The organism is Kitasatospora sp. NPDC091335, from assembly GCF_044757205.1.
In the GTDB taxonomy this organism is placed as follows: domain Bacteria; phylum Actinomycetota; class Actinomycetes; order Streptomycetales; family Streptomycetaceae; genus Kitasatospora.
The window spans coordinates 58,579-79,646 of the sequence record NZ_JBIVUM010000019.1; the positions used below are offsets into that span (position 1 = coordinate 58,579).

The following is a 21,068-nucleotide window of genomic DNA, read 5'->3' on the forward strand; positions in this document are numbered from 1 at the left end:
GTCCCCCTGGTCTTCCGGCGTGTCGTCCCGACCGCCGCCCGCGCCCGGTCCGCCGGAGCCGACGGAGCGTCACACCTCCAACGGGCGGGCGATGTTGGGGTGGCTCGGCCGGGGCCCGATTGGCTTTCTCGGGGCCGGTCGGGGCAGGATTCGTATCCAGGCAGGCGGGCGGGCCTTCGACGGCTCCGGCGCACGGCACCGGGTGCGGATCCGGCCCGTGACCACGCATTGCCTGCATGAGCACAGTGTGCGGACCTGCGGCCCATCCGGGTGCCCCCCGGTGGGAGCACCGATGGGCCCCCGCACACCGCAAGCGAACAGACCACAGGAGTACACATGAACCGCAGTGAGCTGGTGGCCGCGCTGTCCGAGCGCGCCGAGGTGACCCGCAAGGACGCCGACGCCGTTCTGGCCGCCTTCGCCGAGATCGTCGGCGAGGTCGTCGCCAAGGGCGACGAGAAGGTCACCATCCCCGGTTTCCTGACCTTCGAGCGCACCCACCGCGCTGCCCGCACCGCCCGCAACCCGCAGACCGGCGAGCCGATCCAGATCGCCGCGGGCTACAGCGCCAAGGTGAGCGCCGGCTCCAAGCTGAAGGAAGCCGCCAAGGGCGCTGCCTGAGCCACCCCTTGAACGCCCGAGAGGCCGGGCTCCCCGCTGGGGAGCCCGGCCTCTCGCCGTTCCGGTGACCCGGCCCGTCAGGCGTCGACCAGCTGCTCGCTGGGCAGCTCGACGTGGGCGCCGAGGTCGCGCAGCTTGTCCATGAAGTTCTCGTAGCCGCGGTTGATCAGGTCGATGCCGTGCACGGTCGAGGTGCCCTCGGCCGCCAGCGCCGCGATCAGGTACGAGAAGCCGCCGCGCAGGTCCGGGATGACCAGCTCGGAGCCGATCAGCTTGGACGGGCCCGAGACGACCGCGGAGTGCAGGAAGTTGCGGGCGCCGAAGCGGCACGGGGTGGCGCCCAGGCACTCGCGGTACAGCTGGATGTGCGCGCCCATCTGGTTCAGCGCGCCGGTGAAGCCCAGCCGCGACTCGTACACCGTCTCGTGGACGATGGACAGGCCGGTGGCCTGGGTCAGGGCGACCACCAGCGGCTGCTGCCAGTCGGTCTGGAAGCCCGGGTGCACGTCGGTCTCCAGGGCGATCGCCTTGAGCTCGCCGCCCGGGTGCCAGAAGCGGATGCCCTCGTCGTCCACCTCGAAGGCGCCGCCGACCTTCCTGAAGGTGTTGAGGAAGGTCATCATCTCCAGCTGGCGGGCGCCGCGGACGTAGATGTCGCCCTTGGTGGCGAGCGCCGCGCAGGCCCAGGAGGCGGTCTCCAGGCGGTCCGGCAGCGCGCGGTGGTTGTAGCCGTTCAGCTCGTCCACACCGGTGATCAGGATGGTCCGGTCGGTGCCCAGCGTGATGATCGCGCCCATCTTCTGCAGCACGCAGATCAGGTCGACGATCTCCGGCTCGATGGCCGCGTTGCGCAGCTCCGTCACGCCCTCGGCCAGGACGGCCGTGAGCAGCACCTGCTCGGTCGCGCCGACCGAGGGGTAGGGCAGCTCGATCTTGGTGCCGCGCAGGCGCTGCGCGGCGACCAGGTAGGTGCCCTGCGGGTGCTTCTCGATGCTGGCGCCGAACTGGCGCAGCACCTCGAAGTGGAAGTCGACCGGGCGGCCGCCGATGTCGCAGCCGCCCAGGCCGGGGATGAAGGCGTGGCCGAGGCGGTGCAGCAGCGGGCCGCAGAACAGGATCGGGATCCGCGAGGAGCCGGCGTGCGCGTCGATGTCGGCCACGTTGGCGCTCTCGACGTGCGAGGGGTCGAGGATCAGCTCGCCCTCCTCGTCACCGGTGCGCACGGTCACGCCGTGCAGCTGAAGCAGGCCGCGGACCACCTTGACGTCACGGATGTCCGGGACGTTGCGCAGTCTGCTGGGGCCCTGGCCGAGGAGGGCGGCGACCATGGCCTTGGGGACCAGGTTCTTCGCTCCGCGGACGCGGATCTCGCCTTCGAGGGGGTTTCCGCCGTGGACCAGCAGGACGTCGTCGGTCATCGTTCTCGCAATCCGGGGTGCCAGAGGAGTCGGGGGGAGGGCTCCGGGAGAGAGCCGGTGGTGGACCGGTCGTACGGGCGCGTTCGGGCCCCCGGCGAAACCGAGTCGGCACCGTAGAGAGGCGTCCACCAGACGTAGATGGTAGTAGGCGCGCCGTTGGTTCCCGTGAGCCTCTCCCGTGATGGTGCTCTCTCCGGGCCTGTCGGCGCCCGCCGGTGCGGCCGTACGGGTGTTCGTCCGGCGTGGCGGGTTTCCGGGCGTTGCGGTGTCCGAGCGGTGCCGTTCTGCGGGATCATGTGGGCATGACGGCGGCCCATTCGCACGGAGGCCGGTCCCACACCGGCCGTCTGATCGTCGCGACGCCCATGCTCACCGACCCGAACTTCGCGCGGGCGGTGGTGCTGCTCCTCGACCACGACGCCGAGGGGGCGCTCGGCGTGGTCCTCAACCGGCCGACGCCGGTCGAGGTGGGCAGTGTGCTGGACGGCTGGAACAGACTCGTCGGCCGGCCGGCCGTGGTGTTCCAGGGCGGCCCGGTGGCGCTGGACTCGGCGCTCGGCCTCGCCGTGGCGCCGGGGGAGCCGGGCACCGCCGAGCCGCTCGGCTGGCGCCGGGTGCACGGCGCGATCGGCCTGGTGGACCTGGAGGCGCCGCCCGAGGTGATGGCCGGCGAGCTGGGCAGCCTGCGGATCTTCGCCGGGTACGCGGGCTGGTCGCCCGGGCAGCTGGAGACGGAGCTGGAGAGCGGCGCCTGGTACCTGGTGGACTGCGAGCCGGGGGACGTCTCCAGCCCCGAGCCGGAGCGGTTGTGGCGCTCGGTGCTGCGCCGCCAGCGCGGCCCGCTGGCCCTGCTGGCGACCTATCCGGAGGACCCGACGATGAACTGAGCCGGGGCCCGGCGGCGCGATACTGGCCGGGTTTCCGGAGGCGCCCATAGACTTGGCACCCATGAGCACTCTTGAGCCCGAGCGCGGCCTCGGCACCGGCACCCTGGTCGAGCCCGTCCCCCAGGTGTCCCACGGGGACGGCGACCACGAGCGCTTCGCGCACTACGTCCAGAAGGACAAGATCATGGAGAGCGCGCTCTCCGGGTCCCCCGTGGTGGCGCTCTGCGGCAAGGTGTGGGTGCCGGGACGCGACCCGAAGAAGTACCCGGTCTGCCCGATGTGCAAGGAGATCTACGACGGCATCGGCAAGCCGAAGGACGGCGACGGGGAGAACAAGTAGTCCGAGGGGCTCCGCGGCGTCACGCACAACGCCGTTTTGCATAGCACTGCTTTTCGATGGTGGTCTATGCCGATCGTTCGGGGCGTGGGCAGGATGTCGGAATGGACCTCATTCCCGCACCCTCCAGTGCCGTCCGGCGCCCGGACGAGGACTTCCCGCTCGACGCCGCCACCACGCTGACCGCCTCCCCCGCGCTGGCCGACGCCGAGCGCTGGCTGCGGGCCACCCTGTCCGCCGCCACCGGGCTGCCGCTCGGCCCGGGCCGTCCGGGTGAGGGAATCGAGCTGGTCCAGGACGACGCGCTGGCCGCCGAGGCGTACCGGCTCACGGTGCGCCCCGGCCACGTCCTGCTCGCCGCGGGCGGCCCGGCCGGTGCGGTGTGGGGCGCGCAGACCCTGCGGCAGCTGCTCGGACCGGACGCCTACCGCCGCTCGCCGCTGCGCCGCGAGGGCTGGGTGCTGCCCGGCGCCGACATCGAGGACGCCCCCCGGTTCGGCTGGCGCGGGGTGCTGCTCGACGTCGCCCGGCACTTCCTGCCGAAGTCGGACGTGCTGCGCTTCGTCGACCTGCTGGCCGCGCACAAGCTCAACGTGCTGCACCTGCACCTGACCGACGACCAGGGCTGGCGGCTGGAGATCAGGCGCTATCCGAGGCTGACCGAGCGCGGGGCCTGGCGGGAGCGCTCGATGGTCGGTTACCGGGCCGCCCAGCGCCGTGACGACCGCCCGCACGGCGGCTACTACACCCAGGACGACCTGCGCGAGATCGTCGCCTACGCGGCCGCGCGCGGGATCACCGTCGTCCCGGAGATCGACCTGCCGGGCCACACCCAGGCCGCCGTCGCCGCCTACCCCGAGCTGGGCAACTCCGACGTGGTGGACACCGCCGCGCTCGGGGTCTGGACCGACTGGGGGGTGAGCCACAACGTGCTCAACGCCTCCGAGGCGACCCTGCGCTTCTTCGAGGGCGTGCTGGAGGAGGTCCTGGAGCTGTTCCCGTCCGAGTTCATCCACCTCGGCGGCGACGAGTGCCCCAAGGAGCAGTGGAAGGACAGCGCGGCCGCCCAGGAGCGGATCCGCGAGCTGGGCCTGGCCAACGAGGACGAACTGCAGAGCCACCTCATCCGGCACTTCGACCGCTGGCTGGCCGAGCGCGGCCGCCGGCTGATCGGCTGGGACGAGATCCTGGAGGGCGGGCTCGCCCCGGGCGCCGCCGTCGCCTCCTGGCGCGGCTTCGGCGGCGGGGTCGCCGCCGCGAAGGCCGGGCACGACGTGGTGATGTGCCCCGAGCAGCACGTCTACTTCGACCACCGGCAGGCGGACGGGCCGGACGAGCCGATCCCGATCGGTTTCGTGCGCACCCTGGAGGACGTCTACCGGTTCGAGCCGGTCCCCGGGCAGCTGGACGAGTCCGCCGCCCGGCACGTGATCGGCACCCAGGCCAACCTGTGGAGCGAGTTCACGGACAGCGCCAGGGACATCGACTACCGGGCCTTCCCCCGGCTGGTGGCCTTCGCCGAGGTCGCCTGGTCCGAGCTGCCCGCCGAGCCTGCCGCGCGCGACTTCGCCGGGTTCGAGCAGCGGCTGACGACGCACCTGAAGGCGCTGGACGCGCTCGGCGTCGAGTACCGCCCGGCCGACGGGCCGCACCCCTGGCAGCGCCGGCCCGGGGTGGTCGGCCGCCCGCTGGAGGGTCCGCCGCCGGTCCGTTAGTCCTACTCACCGGGAACTTCTGAGCGGTCATCCGACGTCAAGAAGAGATGAACATCTGCCCTGGCCCGGACCGGGTCGGGGCAGATACCGCCCGGTATCAGTCCCAATCGGGCAGCCCCGTTCACCGGCCCCGAAGTGATCATCGAGCATTGTGTGCCAGAGTTGCCCAACCCGGCCCGATCGCCCGTACCCTACGGGCCAGGCCGGGCTGCTGACGCGGGACGGCACGGCCGTAGGCCGGCGGGCGGCAGGCGATCGATGAGCAAGTGGAGCACGGTGGGACCCAGGTGAACCGGACGATCATGCTGCCGGCCTCCCTCGATGAGGCCGTCGACGCGCTGGCCGCCGCCCCGGCCGCGGTACCGGTGGCCGGAGCCACCGACCTGATGGAGGCCGTCAACGCCGGCCGGCTGCGGCCCGCCGCCCTGGTCGGCCTCGGCCGGATCACCGAACTGCGCGGGTGGCGCTACGAGGACGGCGGCACCGCCGTCCTCGGCGCCGGACTCACCCACGCCCGGATGGACCGCCCCGACTTCGCGGCGCTCATCCCCGCGCTCGCCGACGCCGCCCGCACCGCGGGGCCGCCGCAGGTCCGCAACGTCGGCACCCTCGGCGGGAACATCGTCACCGCGGCCCCGGCCGGCGACACCCTCCCGGTGCTCACCGCGCTGGAGGCCAGCGTCACCCTGACCAGAGCGGGCGGCAGCCGCGAGGTGCCGGTCAGTCACCTGCTCACCGGACTCGACCCGGTGCGCCCCGGCGAACTGCTCACCTGGGTGCGGGTCCCGCTGCTGCACGCCCCGCAGGTCTTCCTCAAGGCCACCGGCCGCAGCGGCCCGGCCCGCGCCACCGCCTCCGTCGCCCTCGTCCTCGACCCGGCCCGGCGCTCGGTGCGCTGCGCCGTCGGAGCCGTCGCCCCGGTGCCGCTGCGCCCGCTGGAGGCCGAGGCCTGGGTGGCCGGCTGCATCGACTGGGACGGCAGCCGGGAGATCGACCCGGCCGCGACCGTGGCCTTCGGCGAGTACGCGGCCGCCGCCTGCGTCCCCGACAACTACGGCGCCGAGGGCGCCTGGGAGGCCGTGACCGAGGGGCCGACCGCGGCCGCCGTTCGGTTGCGGCGTACCGTATCGGTGCTGGCCCGACGGGCACTGGGAAGGGCGCTGAAGTGAGCACAGACCCCATCGAGACCCTCGACGCCGACCCGCTCGGCCTCTCCCCGCAGGTCAGCCGCGAGCTGCGCCCGTGCGCCTCGTACACGCTGCGGGTCAACGGTTTCGAACGGCCCGTCACCGACGCCTGGATCGGCGAGAGCCTGCTCTACGTGCTGCGCGAGCGGCTCGGCCTGGCCGGTGCCAAGGACGGCTGCGAGCAGGGCGAGTGCGGGGCCTGTTCGGTGCAGGTGGACGGCCAGCTGGTGGCCGGCTGCCTGGTGCCCGCCGCGCTGGCCGCGGACAGCGAGATCAGCACCGTCGAGGGCCTGTCGGCCGCCGGCGGCGCGAGCGGGGTCCAGCAGGCACTGGCCGCCTCCGGCGCCGTGCAGTGCGGCTACTGCACCCCCGGCATGGCGATGGCCGTGCACGACCTGCTCCAGCGCAACCACCGGCCCACCGAGGTCGAGGCCCGCCAGGCGCTCTGCGGCAACCTCTGCCGCTGCACCGGCTACCGGGGCGTGCTGGCCGCCGTCCAGACCGTCGCGGACGCCCGCGCGCTGGAGGCGGAGGAGGCCGCCGAGGCGGCCGAGGCGTCCGCCGAAACGGCCGCCGAAGGGCCGGCGGACGGGCCCGCCGAGCCGGACCAGCCCGTCGAGCCGCCGGTCTACACCGACGCCGAGGCCTGGATCGAGCACGTCCCGCAGCAGTCCGCCGGGCCCCACCCGGACGCGCACGCCACCGGCCCCCGGCACGTCGGACAGCACCACGCCGGAGCGCAGGGCGTCGAGCAGGCCCCGGCCGCGCCGCCGTACGGCGACCCCCAGGGCGGCTACGACACCGGCGTGTACGACACCACCGTGCTGGCCCCGATCCGGGACGCCATCCCCGCCCAGGCCGCCGACGACCAGGTGTACTACCCGCCGCAGGGCTACCCCGAACAGCCGTACCAGGCCACCCCCGCGCACGGCACCTACCTGCCCTACCCGGACGGCCACCAGCAGCAGAACGGCTACGACACCGGGTACGACGCCCCGGTCTACGAGCCCACCCCCGCGCACGGCACCCCGCTGCCCGGCACCGCCCACGACGGCACGCCGCCGCACGGCACCCCGTACGCCGTCCCGCACCCGCACGGTGCCCCGGCCGAGGGCGGCGCCCCGGCCGGCGTCCCGTACGGGGCCACCCCCGCCCACGGCATCCGGCTCCCCGAGGACGACCACGCATCATGACGTCGCCTACCGACATCGGCGCAGCACTCCAGCAGGACGGCGGCGAGGGCGGCACGCCGGAGCCGACCGGCCTGGGCAGCTCCCCGCTGCGCAGCGACGCGCTGCCCAAGGCGCTCGGCATCTACCCGTACGCCGCCGACCTGTGGGCCGAGGGGCTGCTGTGGGGCGCGGTGCTGCGCTCGCCGCACCCGCACGCGCGGATCCGCGGCATCGACACCTCGGCCGCGCTGGCGCTGCCCGGCGTGCACGCCGTGGTCACCGCGGCCGACCTGCCGCCGGGCCCTGACGGCACCCCCGACGGCGCCCCGGCCGGGCCGATCGTCGCCGACCGGCCGGTGCTGGCCGCGGGCGTGGTGCGCCACCACGGCGAACCGGTCGCCGCGGTGGCCGCCGACCACCCGGACACCGCCCGGCTGGCGGTCGGTCTGATCGCGGTCGACTACGAGCCGATGGAGGCCGTCACCGACCCCGAGCAGGCCTTCACCGCGCCGCCGCTGCACCCGGACGGCAACCTGTTCCGCCACCTGCCGCTGCGCACCGGGGACCCGGACGCGGTCGGCGAGGTCGTCGTCGAGGGCCTGTACCAGGTCGGCCGGCAGGACCCGGCCCCGCTCGGCGCCGAGGCCGGGCTGGCCGTGCCGCGCCCGGACGGCGGGGTGGAGCTGCACCTGTCCTCCACCGACCCGCACGGCGACCGCGACCGCACCGCCGCCTGCCTGGGCCTGGAGCCGGACCGGGTCCGGCTGGTGGTCACCGGCGTGCCCGGCGCCACCAGCGACCGCGAGGACCTCTCCTTCCAGGTCACCCTGGCGCTGCTGGCGCTGCGCACCGGCCGCCCGGTGAAGATGACACTCACCCGCGAGGAGTCCTTCCACACCCACGCCTCGCGCCACCCCGCGCTGCTGCGCTACCGCCACCACGCCGACGCCGAGGGCACGCTGGTGAAGGTCGAGGCGCAGATCCTGCTGGACGGCGGTGCCTACGCGGACGTCTCCGCCGAGGCGCTGGCCGCCGCGACGGCCTTCTCGGCCGGTCCGTACGTCTGCCCGAACGTCTTCGTGGACGCCTGGGCGGTGCGCACCAACAACCCGCCGGCCGGGCGGATGCGCGGGGAGGGCGCCCTCCAGGTCTGCTTCGCGTACGAGTCGCAGCTGGACCAGCTGGCCGCCAGGATCGGCGTGGACCCGGTGGAGATCCGCCGCCGCAACGCGATGTCCACCGGCGACCCGCTGCCCACCGGACAGGCCGTCACCTGCCCGGCGCCGGTGCGCGCCCTGCTGGACGCGGTCGCGGACGAGCCGCTGCCGGCCCTGCCGGTGGACGACCCGGACGCCGAGTGGCTGCTGCCCGGCGGTCCCGGCGGCGCGGGCGACCCGGCGGCGGTGCGGCGCGGCATCGGCTACGCCGTCGGCATGGTGCACATGCTGGGCGCCGAGGGCGAGGACGAGGTCTCCACCGCGACCGTGCGGGTCAGCGGCGACCACGCCACGGTGATCTGCGCGGCGGTCGACGCCGGGCAGGGCTTCGCGACGCTGGCCCGGCAGATCGTGCAGACCGTGCTGGGCGTCAGCGAGGTCTACATCGCGCCGGCCGACAGCGACCAGTCGATCGCCGGGCCCGCCGCCCGCGGCCGGCACACCTGGGTCTCCGGCGGCGCCGTCGAGCGGGCCGCGCTGATGGTCCGCCACCAGCTGCTCCAGCCGATCGCGGCGAACTTCGGGATGTCGGCGGAGCTGCTCCAGATCGCCGACGGCAAGATCACCTCGTACGACGGGGTGCTCGGCATGCCGGTCGCCGAGGCGCTGGAGGGCAAGGAGCTGTGGGCCACCGCGCAGTGCCGCCCGCACCCCACCGAGCCGCTGGACGAGGCCGGGCACGGTGACGCCTTCGTCTCCATCTCGTTCTGCGCGATGCGCGCGGTGGTGGACGTGGACATCGAGCTGGGCGCCGTTCGGGTGGTCGAGATGACGGTCGCCCAGGACGTCGGCCGGGCGCTGAACCCGCGCCAGATCGAGGACCGGATCGAGGCGGGCGTGGCCCAGGGCGTGGGCCTGGCGCTGCTGGAGGACCTGCGCACGGAGGGCGGGGTGCTCCAGAACCCCTCGCTCACCGGCTACCGGCTGCCCACCGCGCTGGACACCCCCGAGGTGCGGATCGCCACGCTGCTGGAGGAGCGCGACGTGGTGGCCCCCTTCGGAGCCAAGGCGGTCGGCGCCGTCCCCGCGGTGGTCGCCCCGGCGGCCGTCGCCGCGGCCGTGCGCGCCGCCACCGGCCTGCCGGTGGGCCGGCTGCCGATCCGGGCGGAGGACGCCGTCACGGCCTGACCGGAAACCCGGGAAAACGACGGAAAGGGAATTGCCGGCCGACTCGGAGAAGTCGGCCGGCAATTCCCTTTTCCGGCGAGGCCATGGCGGGAATCGAACCCGCGTGTACCGCTTTGCAGACGGTTCCCTAAGCCACTCGGGCACACGGCCAGTGAATTCATAGTGGCCGATCCGGGGGAGAGGGGTCAATGTCCTTGTGTAAATTCTGTATGGCGACATGTGCTACGGTCGGAGACCGGTGGCGGCATTTCCGCCATCCCGGACGAGCGCGTCGTACCCGGTGACGACAAGACGGCGCAGTTCAGCGGCATTCCGGCCGCTGTGGACTGCGGAGGTACGACCGTCATGGCCTGGCTCGTTCTGATCGTCTCGGGTCTTCTGGAGACCGTGTGGGCGGTCGCCCTGGAATCGTCCAAGGGCTTCACCCGCCTCGTTCCCAGCCTCGTCTTCGGCGTCGCGCTGCTGTTCAGCATGGGCGGTCTGGCGTACGCGATGCGCACCATTCCGATCGGCACCGGTTACGCCGTCTGGGTCGGCATCGGCGCGGTCGGCACCGCGGTCTACGGCATGGCGGCCCTGGGGGACCAGGCGACCACGGCCAGGATCGCCTGCCTGCTGCTGATCGTCTCCGGCGTGGTGGGCCTCAAGGTGCTGCACTGAGACCCGGGGTGCCGCACCCGGCCTGAGGGCGCCGCACCCGGCCTGAGGGCGCCGCATCCGCCCTGAGGGCGCCGCATCCGCCCTGAGGGCGCCGCGGCGACCGGCCTCCGGGCCGGTCCCGGGTCCGGGGGCCTGGGTCCGAGGACCGAGTCGATCACCGACCGGGGTCAGGGGTCATCGGGGCGGACGGCTCTTACCATGTCCCGTATGACCACTGCTTCCCCCACCTCGGTCGACCCCGTACCGATACCCCCCGACGACGACCCCGGTGGCGGGGTGCTCGGCGCCCGCTACCGGGCGCTGACACTGGGGATCGTCTCGGTGGTCCTGGTGATCGCCTTCGAGGCGACCGCCGTCAACACCGCGATGCCCACCGCGGCCCGCGAACTGGACGGTCTGGGGCTGTACGCCTTCGCCTTCTCCGGTTACTTCACCACCACGCTGTTCGCCCTGGTCGTCTCCGGCCAGTGGTGCGACCGGAGCGGGCCGCTGCGGCCGCTGTTCACCGGCATCGCGGTGTTCGGCGTGGGTCTGGTGGTGGCCGGCACGGCGCCCGGCATGTGGGTGTTCGTGGCCGGGCGGGCGATCCAGGGCCTGGGCGGCGGGCTGGTGATCGTCGCGCTGTACGTGGTGGTCGGCCGGGCCTACCCGGACCGGCTGCGGCCGGCGGTGTTCGCGGCCTTCTCCTCGGCCTGGGTGCTGCCCTCGATCCTGGGCCCGCTGGTCTCCGGGGCCGTCACCCAGCACCTGGGCTGGCGCTGGGTCTTCCTGGCCGTGCCGGCGCTGATCCTGCTGCCGCTGGCGGTGATGGGCCCGGCGCTGGCCCGCTCCGAGCGGGAGCACCCGGCGGTCAGGGGCGCGGCCTTCGACCGCCGCCGCACCCTGCTGGCCGCGATGGCGGCGGTCGGCGCGGGCCTGTTGCAGTACGCCGGCCAGCGGCGCGACCTGGTCGGGCTGCTCCCCGGGATCGCCGGGGCGGCACTGCTGGTGCCGGCCGTCCTGGGGCTGCTGCCGCGGGGGACCCTGCGGGCCGGCCGGGGCCTGCCGACGGTGATCCTGCTGCGCGGGCTGGCGGCCGGGGCGTTCCTCGGGGCCGAGGCCTTCGTCCCGCTGATGATGACCACCCAGCGGGACCTCTCGCCGACGCTGTCCGGGCTGACCCTGACCAGCGGCGGGCTCACCTGGGCGCTGGGCTCCTGGCTCCAGGGGCGGCCGGGGGCTGAGCGCTACCGCGAGGCGATGATCCGGGGCGGCTTCGTGCTGACCGCGGTGGCGATCGCGGGCGCCGCGCTGGTGCTGGTCCCCGCGGTGCCGGCCTGGGCCGCGGCGGTGGCCTGGGGCGTCGGCGGCATCGGGATGGGGATGGCGATCGCGACCGTCAGCGTGCTGATGATGAAGCTCTCCGCGCCGGAGGACGCCGGGGCCAACTCGGCCGCCCTCCAGATGAGCGACGCGCTGGGCAACGTGCTGCTGACGGGCCTGGCCGGGGTGATGTTCGCGGCGCTGGGCGGCGGCACGCTCGCCGCCGCCCACGAGGGCGGCGAGGCGGCCGGCTCGCCCGGCGCCTTCGCGGTGATCCTGCTGTCGATGGCCGCGGTGGCGCTGATCGGCGCGCTGCTCTCCGGCCGGGTGCGGACGAAGGCCTGACGGTCAGCCGACGGCGCCGGCGGCGGGGGCCGGCGGCGCCGCCGGGCTGCCGAGGAAGGCCTCCCAGCCGCCGCCCGGGGACTGCCCGGGGGCGAGCGTCTGGAGCTTGCGCAGCACCGCGGGGTCCTGGGCGTCCAGCCAGTCGACCAGCTGGCGGAAGGAGACCAGCCGGACCTCCGGCTTGCCCGCGATGGCCTTCAGGGCGTCCTCGACGGCGTTCATGTAGATGCCGCCGTTCCACTCCTCGAAGTGGTTGCCGATGACGTACGGCGCCCGGTTGCCGTTGTAGGCGCGGTCGAAGCCCATCAGGTAGGCGTCGCGGGCCTGGGTCTGGAAGCCGGGATGGAGCGCCGGGTCGGCCTTGGTGTTGGGCCCGCACTGGTTGTACATGATGTTGTAGTCCATCGAGAGCACCTGGAAGGTGTGCCCGGGGAACGGGATGGACTGCAGCGGGAGGTCCCACAGCGCGCCGCCCTGGATCTTCTGCGGCCACACCTGGGTGCCGTTGCCGCTGCTGTCGTAGCGCCAGCCGCGCTTGACCGCGGTGGGCAGCAGGTTGCGCTGGCCCTCCAGACAGGGGGTGCGGCTGCCGATCAGCTCCTTGCGGTAGTCGAAGGGCAGCGCCGGCAGGTCGGTGAAGCCGGTGTTGGTGCGCCAGTTCGTCACGAAGTCCATCGCCTGCTGGATCTCGCTGTCCCACTCCTCGGGGGACCACTTGCCGACGCCGGTGGAGCCGCAGAAGTGGCCGTTGAAGTGGGTCCCGATCTCGTGGCCCTCCAGCCAGGCCGCGTGCACGTTCTCCAGGGTGTCGCGGATGTGCTGGTCGCTCAGGTAGCCGATGTCGGAGGCGCCGGCCTTGTGCTGCGGCGGGCGGTAGAGGTCCTTCCTGGACTCGGGCAGCAGGTAGAGGCCGCTGAGGAAGAAGGTCATCTTCGCGTCGTGCTCCTGCGCCAGCCGGCGGAAGCGGGCGAACAGGCCGTTGTCGAGCTCGCCGGCGCCGTCCCAGGAGAAGACCACGAACTGGGGCGGGCGCTGCCCGGGCCGCAGCTGGTCGGGGACGGGCTGGTGCGGCTGGGCGCCGGTGTCCGAGGTGGAGCCGTCGCCGATCAGGACGGCCTGCGGCCTGGGGGCCGGGGCCGGAGTGGGGGAGCCGTCCCGCTCGTCGGCCGCGCCGGTGGCGGGGACGGTGGCGGCCCCGGTGGTGCCGGTCGCCCGCTCCCCGTCGGCGGCGTGGTTGCTGCCGCAGCCCGCCGCCAGGGTGGCGGCGGTGGCGGCACCGGCCGCCAGCAGGGTCCGGCGGGAGAGGGCTTCCATGGTCACTCCGTTCGTGGGGCGGGGGCGGCGTGCGGGAGTGCGGAGTCCGGCTCGGGGCGGGTGGGGTGGGGGCCCCGCGACCGGGTCAGCATGGCACGGGGGCGGGGCCGGCCGAAGAGGCGCAGCGCGCGGTCGCGGGCGATCCCCCGAACGACGCAACCGAACCGGCCCGTCGGACCGTCGGTAGGTCGTGTCGGGTGGGGTCCCGCGGCGATCGTATGTGGGGGGCGGTCGTCGCGCTCCGCGACCGGTCGCGCACGTGGCGCAGGAAAGGCGCCGTCGACCCTGCCGATCGGCGGGTGCCGGTACGACCGTCGTATGGACGTGCCTTACAGTCCGTTCCGGTTGAATTGTTTCCCAGGAAACTCCCAGAAAGCGGAGTCTCGTCGGCAGAGGGGAGCGCCCGTGGGCGTCCAGCAGAGCAGGAGCCCCTGGCCGGGCACCCTGGCGGCGGGAGCCGCGCTGGTGTTCGGTGCCTGGCTGCTGCACGACGGCGGTCCGTCGGCGCCGCCGCCCGCGCCCGGGGCCGGCCAGGCCCAGGCCGGGATCGCGCCGGTCTCGGTCGTCCCGCCGCTGGGCCCGTCCGCGCCGACCAGGATCCGCATCCCCGCCGTCCGGCTGGACGCCCCGGTCACCGCGCTCGGACTGGACGCCGCGGGCCACCTCCAGACCCCGCCCGAGGCGGACCGGAACCTGGCGGGCTGGTACCGCGGCGGCGCCAGCCCCGGCCAGCGCGGCACCGCGATCCTGGCGGGACACGTCGACAACAAGGCCGGACCGGCCGTCTTCTACCATCTGGGCGCGCTCCACCGGGGGGACCGGATCGAGATCGCCCGGGCGGACGGCGCCACCGCCGTCTACCAGCTCTACGCCATCGAAGTGCACGACCGAAAGGACTTCCCGGACGACCGGGTCTACCGTCAGGCCGGCGACGCACAGCTGCGGGTGATCACCTGTGGCGGCGCGTACAGCGAGGAACACGGCTACGACGGCAACGTCGTCGCCTACGGGTTCCTGGCCGACACCACCCGGCCGGGCGAAGCCGCATGACCACGCTGACCCTTGCCTCCCGCTGGAACCCGATCGACTGGCCGCTCACCGAGGGCCCGATTCCGCACGCCGTGCTGGCGGCCGGCTGGGCGGCGCTGTTCGCGCTGACCGTCGGCCGCGGGCGGAGCTGGTGGCGGTTCCGACTGCCCGCCGCGCTGCTCACCGCGGCCGTGCTCAGCCTGCTCCTGGACGTCGTGGTCGACGGCTGGTGGCACCCCTTCCCCGAGGGCACGCCCCGGTACGTCACGTGGTGGACGGCCGTCGCCCTCACCGCGCTCTGCCTGGCCGGCTACCGGGTCCGCCGGCTCACCTGGAAGCGCCGGGGGCTCGCACTGGGCCTGAGCGGCCTGGTGGTGCTGATGGCCTCCTCCCAGGTCAACATCGGCTTCGGCCAGTTCCCGAGCGGCCGCGTCATGCTGGCGCCGTGGCTGACCAGGACCGACGGGCTGGTCGCCACCAAGGTCGGCCAGATCCTGACCACCCCGCCGGGCAAGGTGCTGGAGGAGGTCTGGAAGCCCCCGGCGGGCCTGCCGGAGAAGGGCACCGTCTCGGTGGTGCCGATCCCCGGCACCAAGTCGGGGTTCAAGGCCAGGGACGCGTACGTCTACCTCCCGCCCGCCTACCAGGCCACCCCGCGGCCGCTGCTCCCGGTGGTCGTGATGATCACCGGTCAGCCCGGCGTCCCGGGGGACTGGGTGCTCTCCGCGCAGATCAACGAGGCGCTGGACGCCTACGCCGCGGACCACGGCGGCCTCGCGCCGATCGTGGTGATGCCCGATCAGCTCGGTTCCACCTGGGCCAACACGCTCTGCCTCGACTCGAAGATCGCCAAGACCCAGACCTACCTGGCGGTGGACGTCCCCACCTGGGTCCACCAGAACCTCCAGGCCGCGACCGGACGGAACGCCTGGGCGATCGGGGGCGCCTCGATGGGCGGCACCTGCGCGCTCCAGCTCGGTGTCAACGCGTCCGACGTGTACGGCACCGTCCTCGACATGTCGGGTCAGGACGAGCCGACCCTGGGCAGTCGGGAACAGACCGTCAAGGCCGCGTTCGGTGGTGACGAGAAGAAGTTCGACGCGGTCGATCCGCTCCAGGTGATGGCCCGCAGGAAGTTCCCGGACACCAACGTCGCGTTGGTCGTCGGCGAGACCGACGAGGAGTTCAGACCGCAGATGGAGAAGGTCTACGAGGCCGTGCAGGCGGCCGGCATGAAGTCCAAGTTCGAGCTGATGCCGGGCGGTCACGGCTGGGTCGTCTTCCGCCCCGGCATCGCCCAGCAGATCCCGTGGCTCGCCCAGCAGACCGGGCTGACCCGGTGACCGGGGCGGGGACCGCGCTGGTCGCCGCCGCCGTCGGCGAGCAGGGGGCCGGGCCGGACGCGGGGCGGGCGACCGGCCGCGGCACCGACCGGGCCCCGGTCACCCGGACGCCCGAGCCGCGCCCGCAGCGGGTCCGGCGGGCGGCCAGGGCGCTCGGTGCCCGGCTGCGCTCGGCGCCGCTGACGCTGGCCCTGCTGGCCGGGCTCTGGCTGCTCGGCGCGGCCACCGGCAGCCTGGCCCACGGCCCGTCCGACCGGCTGCTGGAACGGGCCGGGGTCGGAACGTCCACGCTGGCCGACGGCCACTGGTGGACGCCGGTCACCTCGGTGTTCTGGTGCTCGGGCAGCGGCTCGTACGTGTTCACCAGCCTGCTGCTGCTCCTGGTCGGCCCGGCCGCCGAGCACCGGCTCGGGCGGCCGCGCACCCTCGCGGTGCTGGTCGGCGGGCAGGTCGTCGGCACCCTGCTGGGCACCGCGCTGGTCGCGTTCGGCTCCTCGGCGGGGGAGCCGTGGACGCTCTCGGTGGCCGACCAGATCTCGGTCGGCCCCGCCGTCGGCCTGTTCGCGCTGGCCGGGGTGCTCGGGTACCGGCTCACCGTGCTCTGGCGGCGCCGGCTGCACCTGCTGGTGCTGCTCGTCCCGCTGGTGATGACGCTGTACGTGGGCCACTTGCAGAGCGTCCAGCGGTGCGCCGCGGCGCTGGCCGGGCTCGGCCTGGGCGCGCTGGTCAGCCGGGGCCGCCCGCACCTGCGCAGTCACCGCTCCTCGCACTCCGAGACCCGGGTGCTGGTCGCGCTCTGCCTGGTCGCCGCGGCCTTCGGGCCGCTGATCGCCTCGCTGTACGACAACGCCAGCGGGCCGTTCAACACCTTCTCGGAGCTGTACCTCTCGCACCGGCTCAGCCCGGAGGAGGTCGCCGACTTCTGCGCGGTGTCGGCGCACGACTGCGCCCGGGCGCACGCCGTGGTCCGGATCTTCGACACCCCGGGCCGGATGATGGCCGCGCTGTTCCCCGCGCTGCTGCTGGTGCTCGCCGAGGGCCTGCGCCGGGGGCTGCGGTTCGCCTGGCTGGTCACCGTGGCCACCGAGCTGCTCTGGGCGGCGCTGCTGTGCTGGCTGTACGTGGACGCCGGGCCGGTCGGCCGGGACGTGGTGCAGTACTTCGTCGAGGCGCTGCTGCTGCCGCTGCTGACCACCGTCCTGCTGCTGGCCACCCGCAAGCGGTTCCCGCTGCGGCTGGCCGGGCGCTCGGTGCGCCGGCTGGCGCTGGTGCTCGGCGGCGCGGCGCTCGCCTCCGCGGCCGCGTACGTGGGGCTCGGGCGGCTGGTGGCGGGCGAGTTCGAGCCGGGGGCGACCGCGCGCCGGCTGGTGGCCGGGCTGCCGGCCCAGTTCCTGCCGCCCGCGTACAACGACCTGCTGCCGGACTACCCGATCGCGGTCGGGCCGGTGGCGCGCCTCCTGGAGACGTACTGCGGGCTGGCGTTCTGGGCGGTCGCGCTGGTCGTGCTGCTGTCCGTCTTCCGCCGTCCGGTGCTGCACACCGACGCGGCGGCGGCCGCCAGGGCGCGGGCGCTGCTGACCGAGCACGGCGGCGGGACGCTCTCGTTCATCGCCACCTGGGACGGCAACCACTACTGGTTCGACGAGGGGGGCAGGGCGGCCGTCGCCTACCGGGTGGTGGGCACCGTCGCGCTGACCACCGGCGACCCGTTCGGCGCCCCGGAGGACCGGGCGGCGGCGGTGGCCGGCTTCGCCCGGTACTGCGACGCGCGCGGCTGGACGCCGTGCTTCTACAGCGTCTGCGGCGAGACCAGGGCCGCCGCCGCGCAGCTCGGCTGGCGCTCGGTGCAGGTCGCCGAGGACACCGTGGTGCCGCTGCCCGAGCTGGCCTTCACCGGCCGCAAGTGGCAGGACATCCGCACCGCCCTCAACAAGGCCGGCAAGCAGGGCATCTCGGCCGAGTGGTGGGCGTACCACGAGGCGCCGCTCGCGCTGCGGGAGCAGATCCGGGCGATCTCCGAGGAGTGGGTCTCGGAGAAGGGCCTGCCGGAGATGGGCTTCACGCTCGGCGGGCTGGAGGAGCTGGACGACCCGGACGTGCGGGTGCTGATCGCGGTGGACGGGCAGCGGGTGGTGCACGGGCTGACCAGCTGGATGCCGGTGTACGAGGACGGCGTGCCGGTCGGCTGGACGCTGGACTTCATGCGCCGCCGCTCGGACGGCTTCCGCGGCGTCAGCGAGTTCCTGATCGCCTCGGCCGCGCTGGGCTTCAAGGAGGAGGGCGCGCGCTTCCTCTCGCTGTCGGGAGCCCCGCTGGCCCGCACCGGGCAGGACGGCGAGCCCACCGGGTTGCAGCGGATGCTGGACTGGATGGGCAAGGTGCTGGAGCCGGTGTACGGCTTCCGCTCGCTGCTGGCGTTCAAGGCGAAGTTCCAGCCGGAGTACCGGCCGATGTACATGGCGTATCCCGACCCGGCCGCGCTGCCCGGGATCACCAGGGCGATCGGCAAGGCCTACCTGCCGCACCTCACGGCGGCCCAGGGCGTCCGGCTGATGCGCAGGCTGTCGGGCTGAGCGGTGGGTCACAGTCCCCGGGCCCCGGACCCGGGTGACCGTGCGCCGCTGTCCCGGCCGTGCCGCCGGGCCGCCCGTCAGCCCAGCAGCTGGGCGAGCGCGCGGTCGGAGTCCAGATGCAGGTGCTCCTCGCCCTCGGGGACGACCAGCCGGCTGCGCCACAGGAAGCGGCGCAGGTCGGCGGTGTCGAACTGGAGCATCGCGGTGCCCTCCGGGGCCCGCAGCTCGACCACGGTGCGCCGGCCGACCGAGGGCCGGACGTGGACGTCGCCGACGCCGGCCGGCAGCTCGATGCCCGCCGAGAGCAGCTGGCGGGCGAAGACCCAGACGATGTCCTCGGCGCTCTGGCCCTCGGCGTCGTCCAGCGAGAACTCGGCGGGGAAGGCCATCCGGACGGCCAGCGGGTCCTCGGGCTGGTAGGACAGCACCACGCGCAGCCGGACGGAACGGTGGAGCGAGAGGATCAGACGGGCCTGGACGGTCTCTTCGACGGTGCGCACGGGTGGGTCCCTTCGGTTCGGTGCGAGGCCGCGCTCGGGCAGGTGGGGGTGGTGCGGCCTCACCCTGGTGAGAGTGCCGGGGCCCGGGGTGATTACCCGGTTCCACGGGACTTCCGGTGTGATCCGGGTCACGACGATTTCCGGCCGCGCGGGCCCGGCGCGGAGCCCCGCCTGGAGGCCCGAACGGCGCCGGGCCGGTACGCTGGGCGGGTTGTCCGATCGCCGCCCGACCGCGGGGCGAGGCCGCAAAACCGCCTCTGACCTGCGATGATCCCCCCTCGGAGACCGTGAGTACTGCCGCCGCCTCCTCGATGCCGCTGTTCTCCGACATGTCGGAGCCGCAGGCGCCCGTCCGGTCCGTCGGCCATGCCGCGCCCGCCGGTTCGCACCACCTCTCCCCGGCCTTCCCCGGCCGCGCCCCCTGGGGCACCGCGGGCAAGCTGCGGGCCTGGCAGCAGGGTGCGCTGGACAAGTACATCGAGACGCAGCCGCGCGACTTCCTCGCGGTCGCCACCCCGGGCGCGGGCAAGACGACCTTCGCGCTCACCCTGGCCTCGTACCTGCTGCACAACCACCTGGTGCAGCAGGTGACCGTCGTCGCGCCGACCGAGCACCTGAAGAAGCAGTGGGCCGAGGCCGCCGCGCGGATAGGCATCAGGCTGGACCCGGGGTACTCCTCGGGGCCGCTGTCCAGGGACTACCACGGCATCGTGGTCACCTACGCGGGCGTCGGGGTCAACCCGATGCTGCACCGCAACCGGACCGAGGCCCGCAAGACCCTCGTGATCATGGACGAGATCCACCACGCCGGTGACTCCAAGTCCTGGGGCGAGGCCTGCTTCGAGGCCTTCGAGCCGGCCACCAAGCGCCTCGCGCTGACCGGCACGCCGTTCCGCTCGGACACCAACCCGATCCCGTTCGTGGCGTACGAGGCGGGCGGCGACGGCATCCGCAAGTCCGTCGCCGACTACACCTACGGATACGGGCACGCGCTGGCCGACCACGTCGTCCGCCCGGTGATCTTCCTCAGCTACAGCGGCAACATGCGCTGGCGCACCAAGTCCGGCGACGAGCTGGAGGCCAGGCTCGGCGAGCCGATGACCAAGGACCTGATCGCCCAGGCGTGGCGCACCGCGCTGTCCCCGCAGGGCGAGTGGATCCCGGCCGTGCTCCAGGCCGCCGACCGGCGCCTCACCGAGGTCCGCAAGGCGATCCCGGACGCCGGCGGACTGGTCATCGCCACCGACCAGACCGTCGCCCGCTCGTACGCCAAGATGCTGCGCGAGATCAGCGGCGAGAAGGTCACCCTGGTGCTCTCGGACGAGACCGAGGCGTCCCAGCGGATCTCCGACTTCGCGGCCGGCACCTCGCGCTGGATGGTCGCGGTCCGCATGGTGTCCGAGGGCGTCGACGTGCCCCGGCTGGCCGTCGGGGTGTACGCGACCTCGATCTCCACCCCGCTGTTCTTCGCCCAGGCGGTCGGCCGCTTCGTGCGCGCCCGTAAGCGCGGCGAGACCGCCTCGGTGTTCCTGCCGACCATCCCGATGCTGCTGGGCTTCGCCAACGAGATGGAGGTCCAGCGCGACCACGTGCTGGACCGGCCGAAGAAGGAGGGCGAGGGCCTCTTCGACGAGGAGGACCGGCTGCTCGCCGAGGCCGAGCGGGCGAACGACGGGCCGGACGGCGCGGGCGGCGAGGAGTTCTCCTACGAGGCGCTGGGCTCCGACGCGGTCTTCGACCGGGTGCTCTACAACGCCATGGAATTCGGCATGCAGGCCCACCCGGGCAGCGAGGAGGAGGAGGACTACCTCGGCATCCCGGGCCTGCTGGAACCCGACCAGGTGCAGATGCTGCTCCAGAAGCGCCAGCACCGGCAGATCCAGCGCAGCAAGACCAAGCCCGCCGAGGAGGCCGACCTGCTGGAGCTGCCGGCCGAGCAGCGGCCGGTGGTCACCCACCAGGAGCTCAGGGAGCTGCGCAAGGAGCTGAACGCGCTGGTCGCCGCCTGGCACCACCGCACCAGCCAGCCGCACGGCACCATCCACAACGAGCTGCGCCGCCAGTGCGGCGGGCCGCTCACCGCCCAGGCCACCGCCAACCAGCTCACGGCGCGGATCGCGAAGATCCGGGAGTGGGCCAAGTAGCAGGCCCGGGAGCACGCGGAGGAGCGCTGCGGCAACGGGCGCGGCACCGCCCCGCCCGTCCCGGGGTGTCCGCACTCCGGACCGGGGGCGCGTCCGCACCCTGACGCACCCGGCGAATCGCGGGGGTTCGTCCGGATTTCGAGGCGGCGTTGCCGTCGATCACGCCCGAATTTTGG

Annotated in this window: 16 protein-coding genes, 1 tRNA gene and 1 riboswitch; of the genes, 13 read left to right on the forward strand and 4 right to left on the reverse strand. The window is 73.9% G+C overall.

Going from position 1 to position 21,068, the window contains the following annotated elements:
• The first annotated feature begins 336 nt into the window (after positions 1 to 336).
• Positions 337 to 621 (forward strand): HU family DNA-binding protein, encoded by a 285-nt coding sequence (locus ACIQOW_RS31795; RefSeq protein WP_030242980.1) that lies wholly within the window; start codon positions 337 to 339, stop codon positions 619 to 621.
• A gap of 77 nt (positions 622 to 698) precedes the next feature.
• On the opposite strand, the gene murA is transcribed toward ACIQOW_RS31795, so the two are convergent.
• A complete protein-coding gene (murA, locus tag ACIQOW_RS31800) occupies positions 699 to 2,039 on the reverse strand; it encodes a UDP-N-acetylglucosamine 1-carboxyvinyltransferase (protein WP_188298098.1) in 1,341 nt (446 codons plus the stop codon).
• 302 nt (positions 2,040 to 2,341) lie between these two features.
• Here murA and ACIQOW_RS31805 point away from each other — a divergent pair, with 302 nt between their 5' ends.
• The 6 genes from ACIQOW_RS31805 (at position 2,342) to ACIQOW_RS31830 (ending at position 9,682) form a co-directional block, all read left to right on the forward strand.
• Positions 2,342 to 2,926: a YqgE/AlgH family protein gene (locus ACIQOW_RS31805; protein WP_188298099.1), complete on the forward strand. Its 585-nt coding sequence runs from the start codon at positions 2,342 to 2,344 to the stop codon at positions 2,924 to 2,926.
• 61 nt (positions 2,927 to 2,987) lie between these two features.
• Positions 2,988 to 3,266, forward strand: coding sequence for a DUF3039 domain-containing protein (locus ACIQOW_RS31810; RefSeq protein WP_188298100.1), 279 nt, complete (start codon positions 2,988 to 2,990; stop codon positions 3,264 to 3,266).
• Positions 3,267 to 3,367: 101 nt separating this feature from the next.
• Positions 3,368 to 4,978 carry a beta-N-acetylhexosaminidase gene (locus tag ACIQOW_RS31815; RefSeq protein WP_401090789.1) on the forward strand — a complete coding sequence of 537 codons (1,611 nt, stop codon included), beginning with the start codon at positions 3,368 to 3,370 and terminating at the stop codon, positions 4,976 to 4,978.
• Between the two features lie 302 nt (positions 4,979 to 5,280).
• Positions 5,281 to 6,147 carry a xanthine dehydrogenase family protein subunit M gene (locus ACIQOW_RS31820; RefSeq protein WP_223244628.1) on the forward strand — a complete coding sequence of 289 codons (867 nt, stop codon included), beginning with the start codon at positions 5,281 to 5,283 and terminating at the stop codon, positions 6,145 to 6,147.
• Positions 6,144 to 7,358, forward strand: coding sequence for a 2Fe-2S iron-sulfur cluster-binding protein (locus tag ACIQOW_RS31825; protein WP_401090791.1), 1,215 nt, complete (start codon positions 6,144 to 6,146; stop codon positions 7,356 to 7,358). The genes ACIQOW_RS31820 and ACIQOW_RS31825 overlap by 4 nt, the downstream gene beginning before the upstream one ends.
• Positions 7,355 to 9,682, forward strand: coding sequence for a xanthine dehydrogenase family protein molybdopterin-binding subunit (locus ACIQOW_RS31830; protein ID WP_401090793.1), 2,328 nt, complete (start codon positions 7,355 to 7,357; stop codon positions 9,680 to 9,682). Before ACIQOW_RS31825 ends, ACIQOW_RS31830 begins: the two co-directional genes overlap by 4 nt.
• A 78-nt stretch (positions 9,683 to 9,760) precedes the next feature.
• Here ACIQOW_RS31830 and ACIQOW_RS31835 read toward each other — a convergent pair.
• Positions 9,761 to 9,832 (reverse strand) — tRNA-Cys (locus ACIQOW_RS31835).
• An 85-nt stretch (positions 9,833 to 9,917) separates the two neighbouring features.
• A riboswitch (guanidine-III (ykkC-III) riboswitch) is annotated at positions 9,918 to 9,983 on the forward strand.
• Positions 9,984 to 10,027: 44 nt separating this feature from the next.
• Here ACIQOW_RS31835 and ACIQOW_RS31840 point away from each other — a divergent pair.
• Both ACIQOW_RS31840 and ACIQOW_RS31845 read left to right on the forward strand, forming a co-directional pair.
• Positions 10,028 to 10,342 carry a multidrug efflux SMR transporter gene (locus ACIQOW_RS31840; RefSeq protein WP_188294832.1) on the forward strand — a complete coding sequence of 105 codons (315 nt, stop codon included), beginning with the start codon at positions 10,028 to 10,030 and terminating at the stop codon, positions 10,340 to 10,342.
• Positions 10,343 to 10,549: 207 nt separating this feature from the next.
• The gene (locus ACIQOW_RS31845; protein ID WP_401090795.1) at positions 10,550 to 11,989 is read left to right on the forward strand and encodes an MFS transporter; all 1,440 of its coding nucleotides are present in this window, start codon (positions 10,550 to 10,552) and stop codon (positions 11,987 to 11,989) included.
• Positions 11,990 to 11,992: 3 nt separating this feature from the next.
• On the opposite strand, the gene ACIQOW_RS31850 is transcribed toward ACIQOW_RS31845, so the two are convergent.
• Entirely contained in the window at positions 11,993 to 13,303 is a 1,311-nt protein-coding gene (locus ACIQOW_RS31850; protein WP_401090797.1) for a hypothetical protein, read from the reverse strand.
• A gap of 405 nt (positions 13,304 to 13,708) precedes the next feature.
• On the opposite strand from ACIQOW_RS31850, the gene ACIQOW_RS31855 reads away from it, so the two are divergent.
• Genes ACIQOW_RS31855 through ACIQOW_RS31865 form a run of 3 tightly spaced genes read left to right on the forward strand, consistent with a single transcriptional unit; the run spans position 13,709 to position 18,248 of the window.
• Entirely contained in the window at positions 13,709 to 14,353 is a 645-nt protein-coding gene (locus ACIQOW_RS31855; RefSeq protein ID WP_401090799.1) for a class F sortase, read from the forward strand.
• Positions 14,350 to 15,675 (forward strand): alpha/beta hydrolase, encoded by a 1,326-nt coding sequence (locus ACIQOW_RS31860; RefSeq protein ID WP_401090801.1) that lies wholly within the window; start codon positions 14,350 to 14,352, stop codon positions 15,673 to 15,675. Before ACIQOW_RS31855 ends, ACIQOW_RS31860 begins: the two co-directional genes overlap by 4 nt.
• On the forward strand, positions 15,642 to 18,248 hold the full coding sequence (locus tag ACIQOW_RS31865) for a rhomboid family intramembrane serine protease (protein ID WP_401090803.1): 2,607 nt from the start codon (positions 15,642 to 15,644) through the stop codon (positions 18,246 to 18,248). Before ACIQOW_RS31860 ends, ACIQOW_RS31865 begins: the two co-directional genes overlap by 34 nt.
• Before the next feature lie 77 nt (positions 18,249 to 18,325).
• On the opposite strand, the gene ACIQOW_RS31870 is transcribed toward ACIQOW_RS31865, so the two are convergent.
• Positions 18,326 to 18,748 (reverse strand): SsgA family sporulation/cell division regulator, encoded by a 423-nt coding sequence (locus tag ACIQOW_RS31870; protein ID WP_401090805.1) that lies wholly within the window; start codon positions 18,746 to 18,748, stop codon positions 18,326 to 18,328.
• 329 nt (positions 18,749 to 19,077) lie between these two features.
• On the opposite strand from ACIQOW_RS31870, the gene ACIQOW_RS31875 reads away from it, so the two are divergent.
• The gene (locus tag ACIQOW_RS31875) at positions 19,078 to 20,892 is read left to right on the forward strand and encodes a DEAD/DEAH box helicase (RefSeq protein WP_401090952.1); all 1,815 of its coding nucleotides are present in this window, start codon (positions 19,078 to 19,080) and stop codon (positions 20,890 to 20,892) included.
• The last annotated feature ends 176 nt before the right edge of the window (positions 20,893 to 21,068 follow it).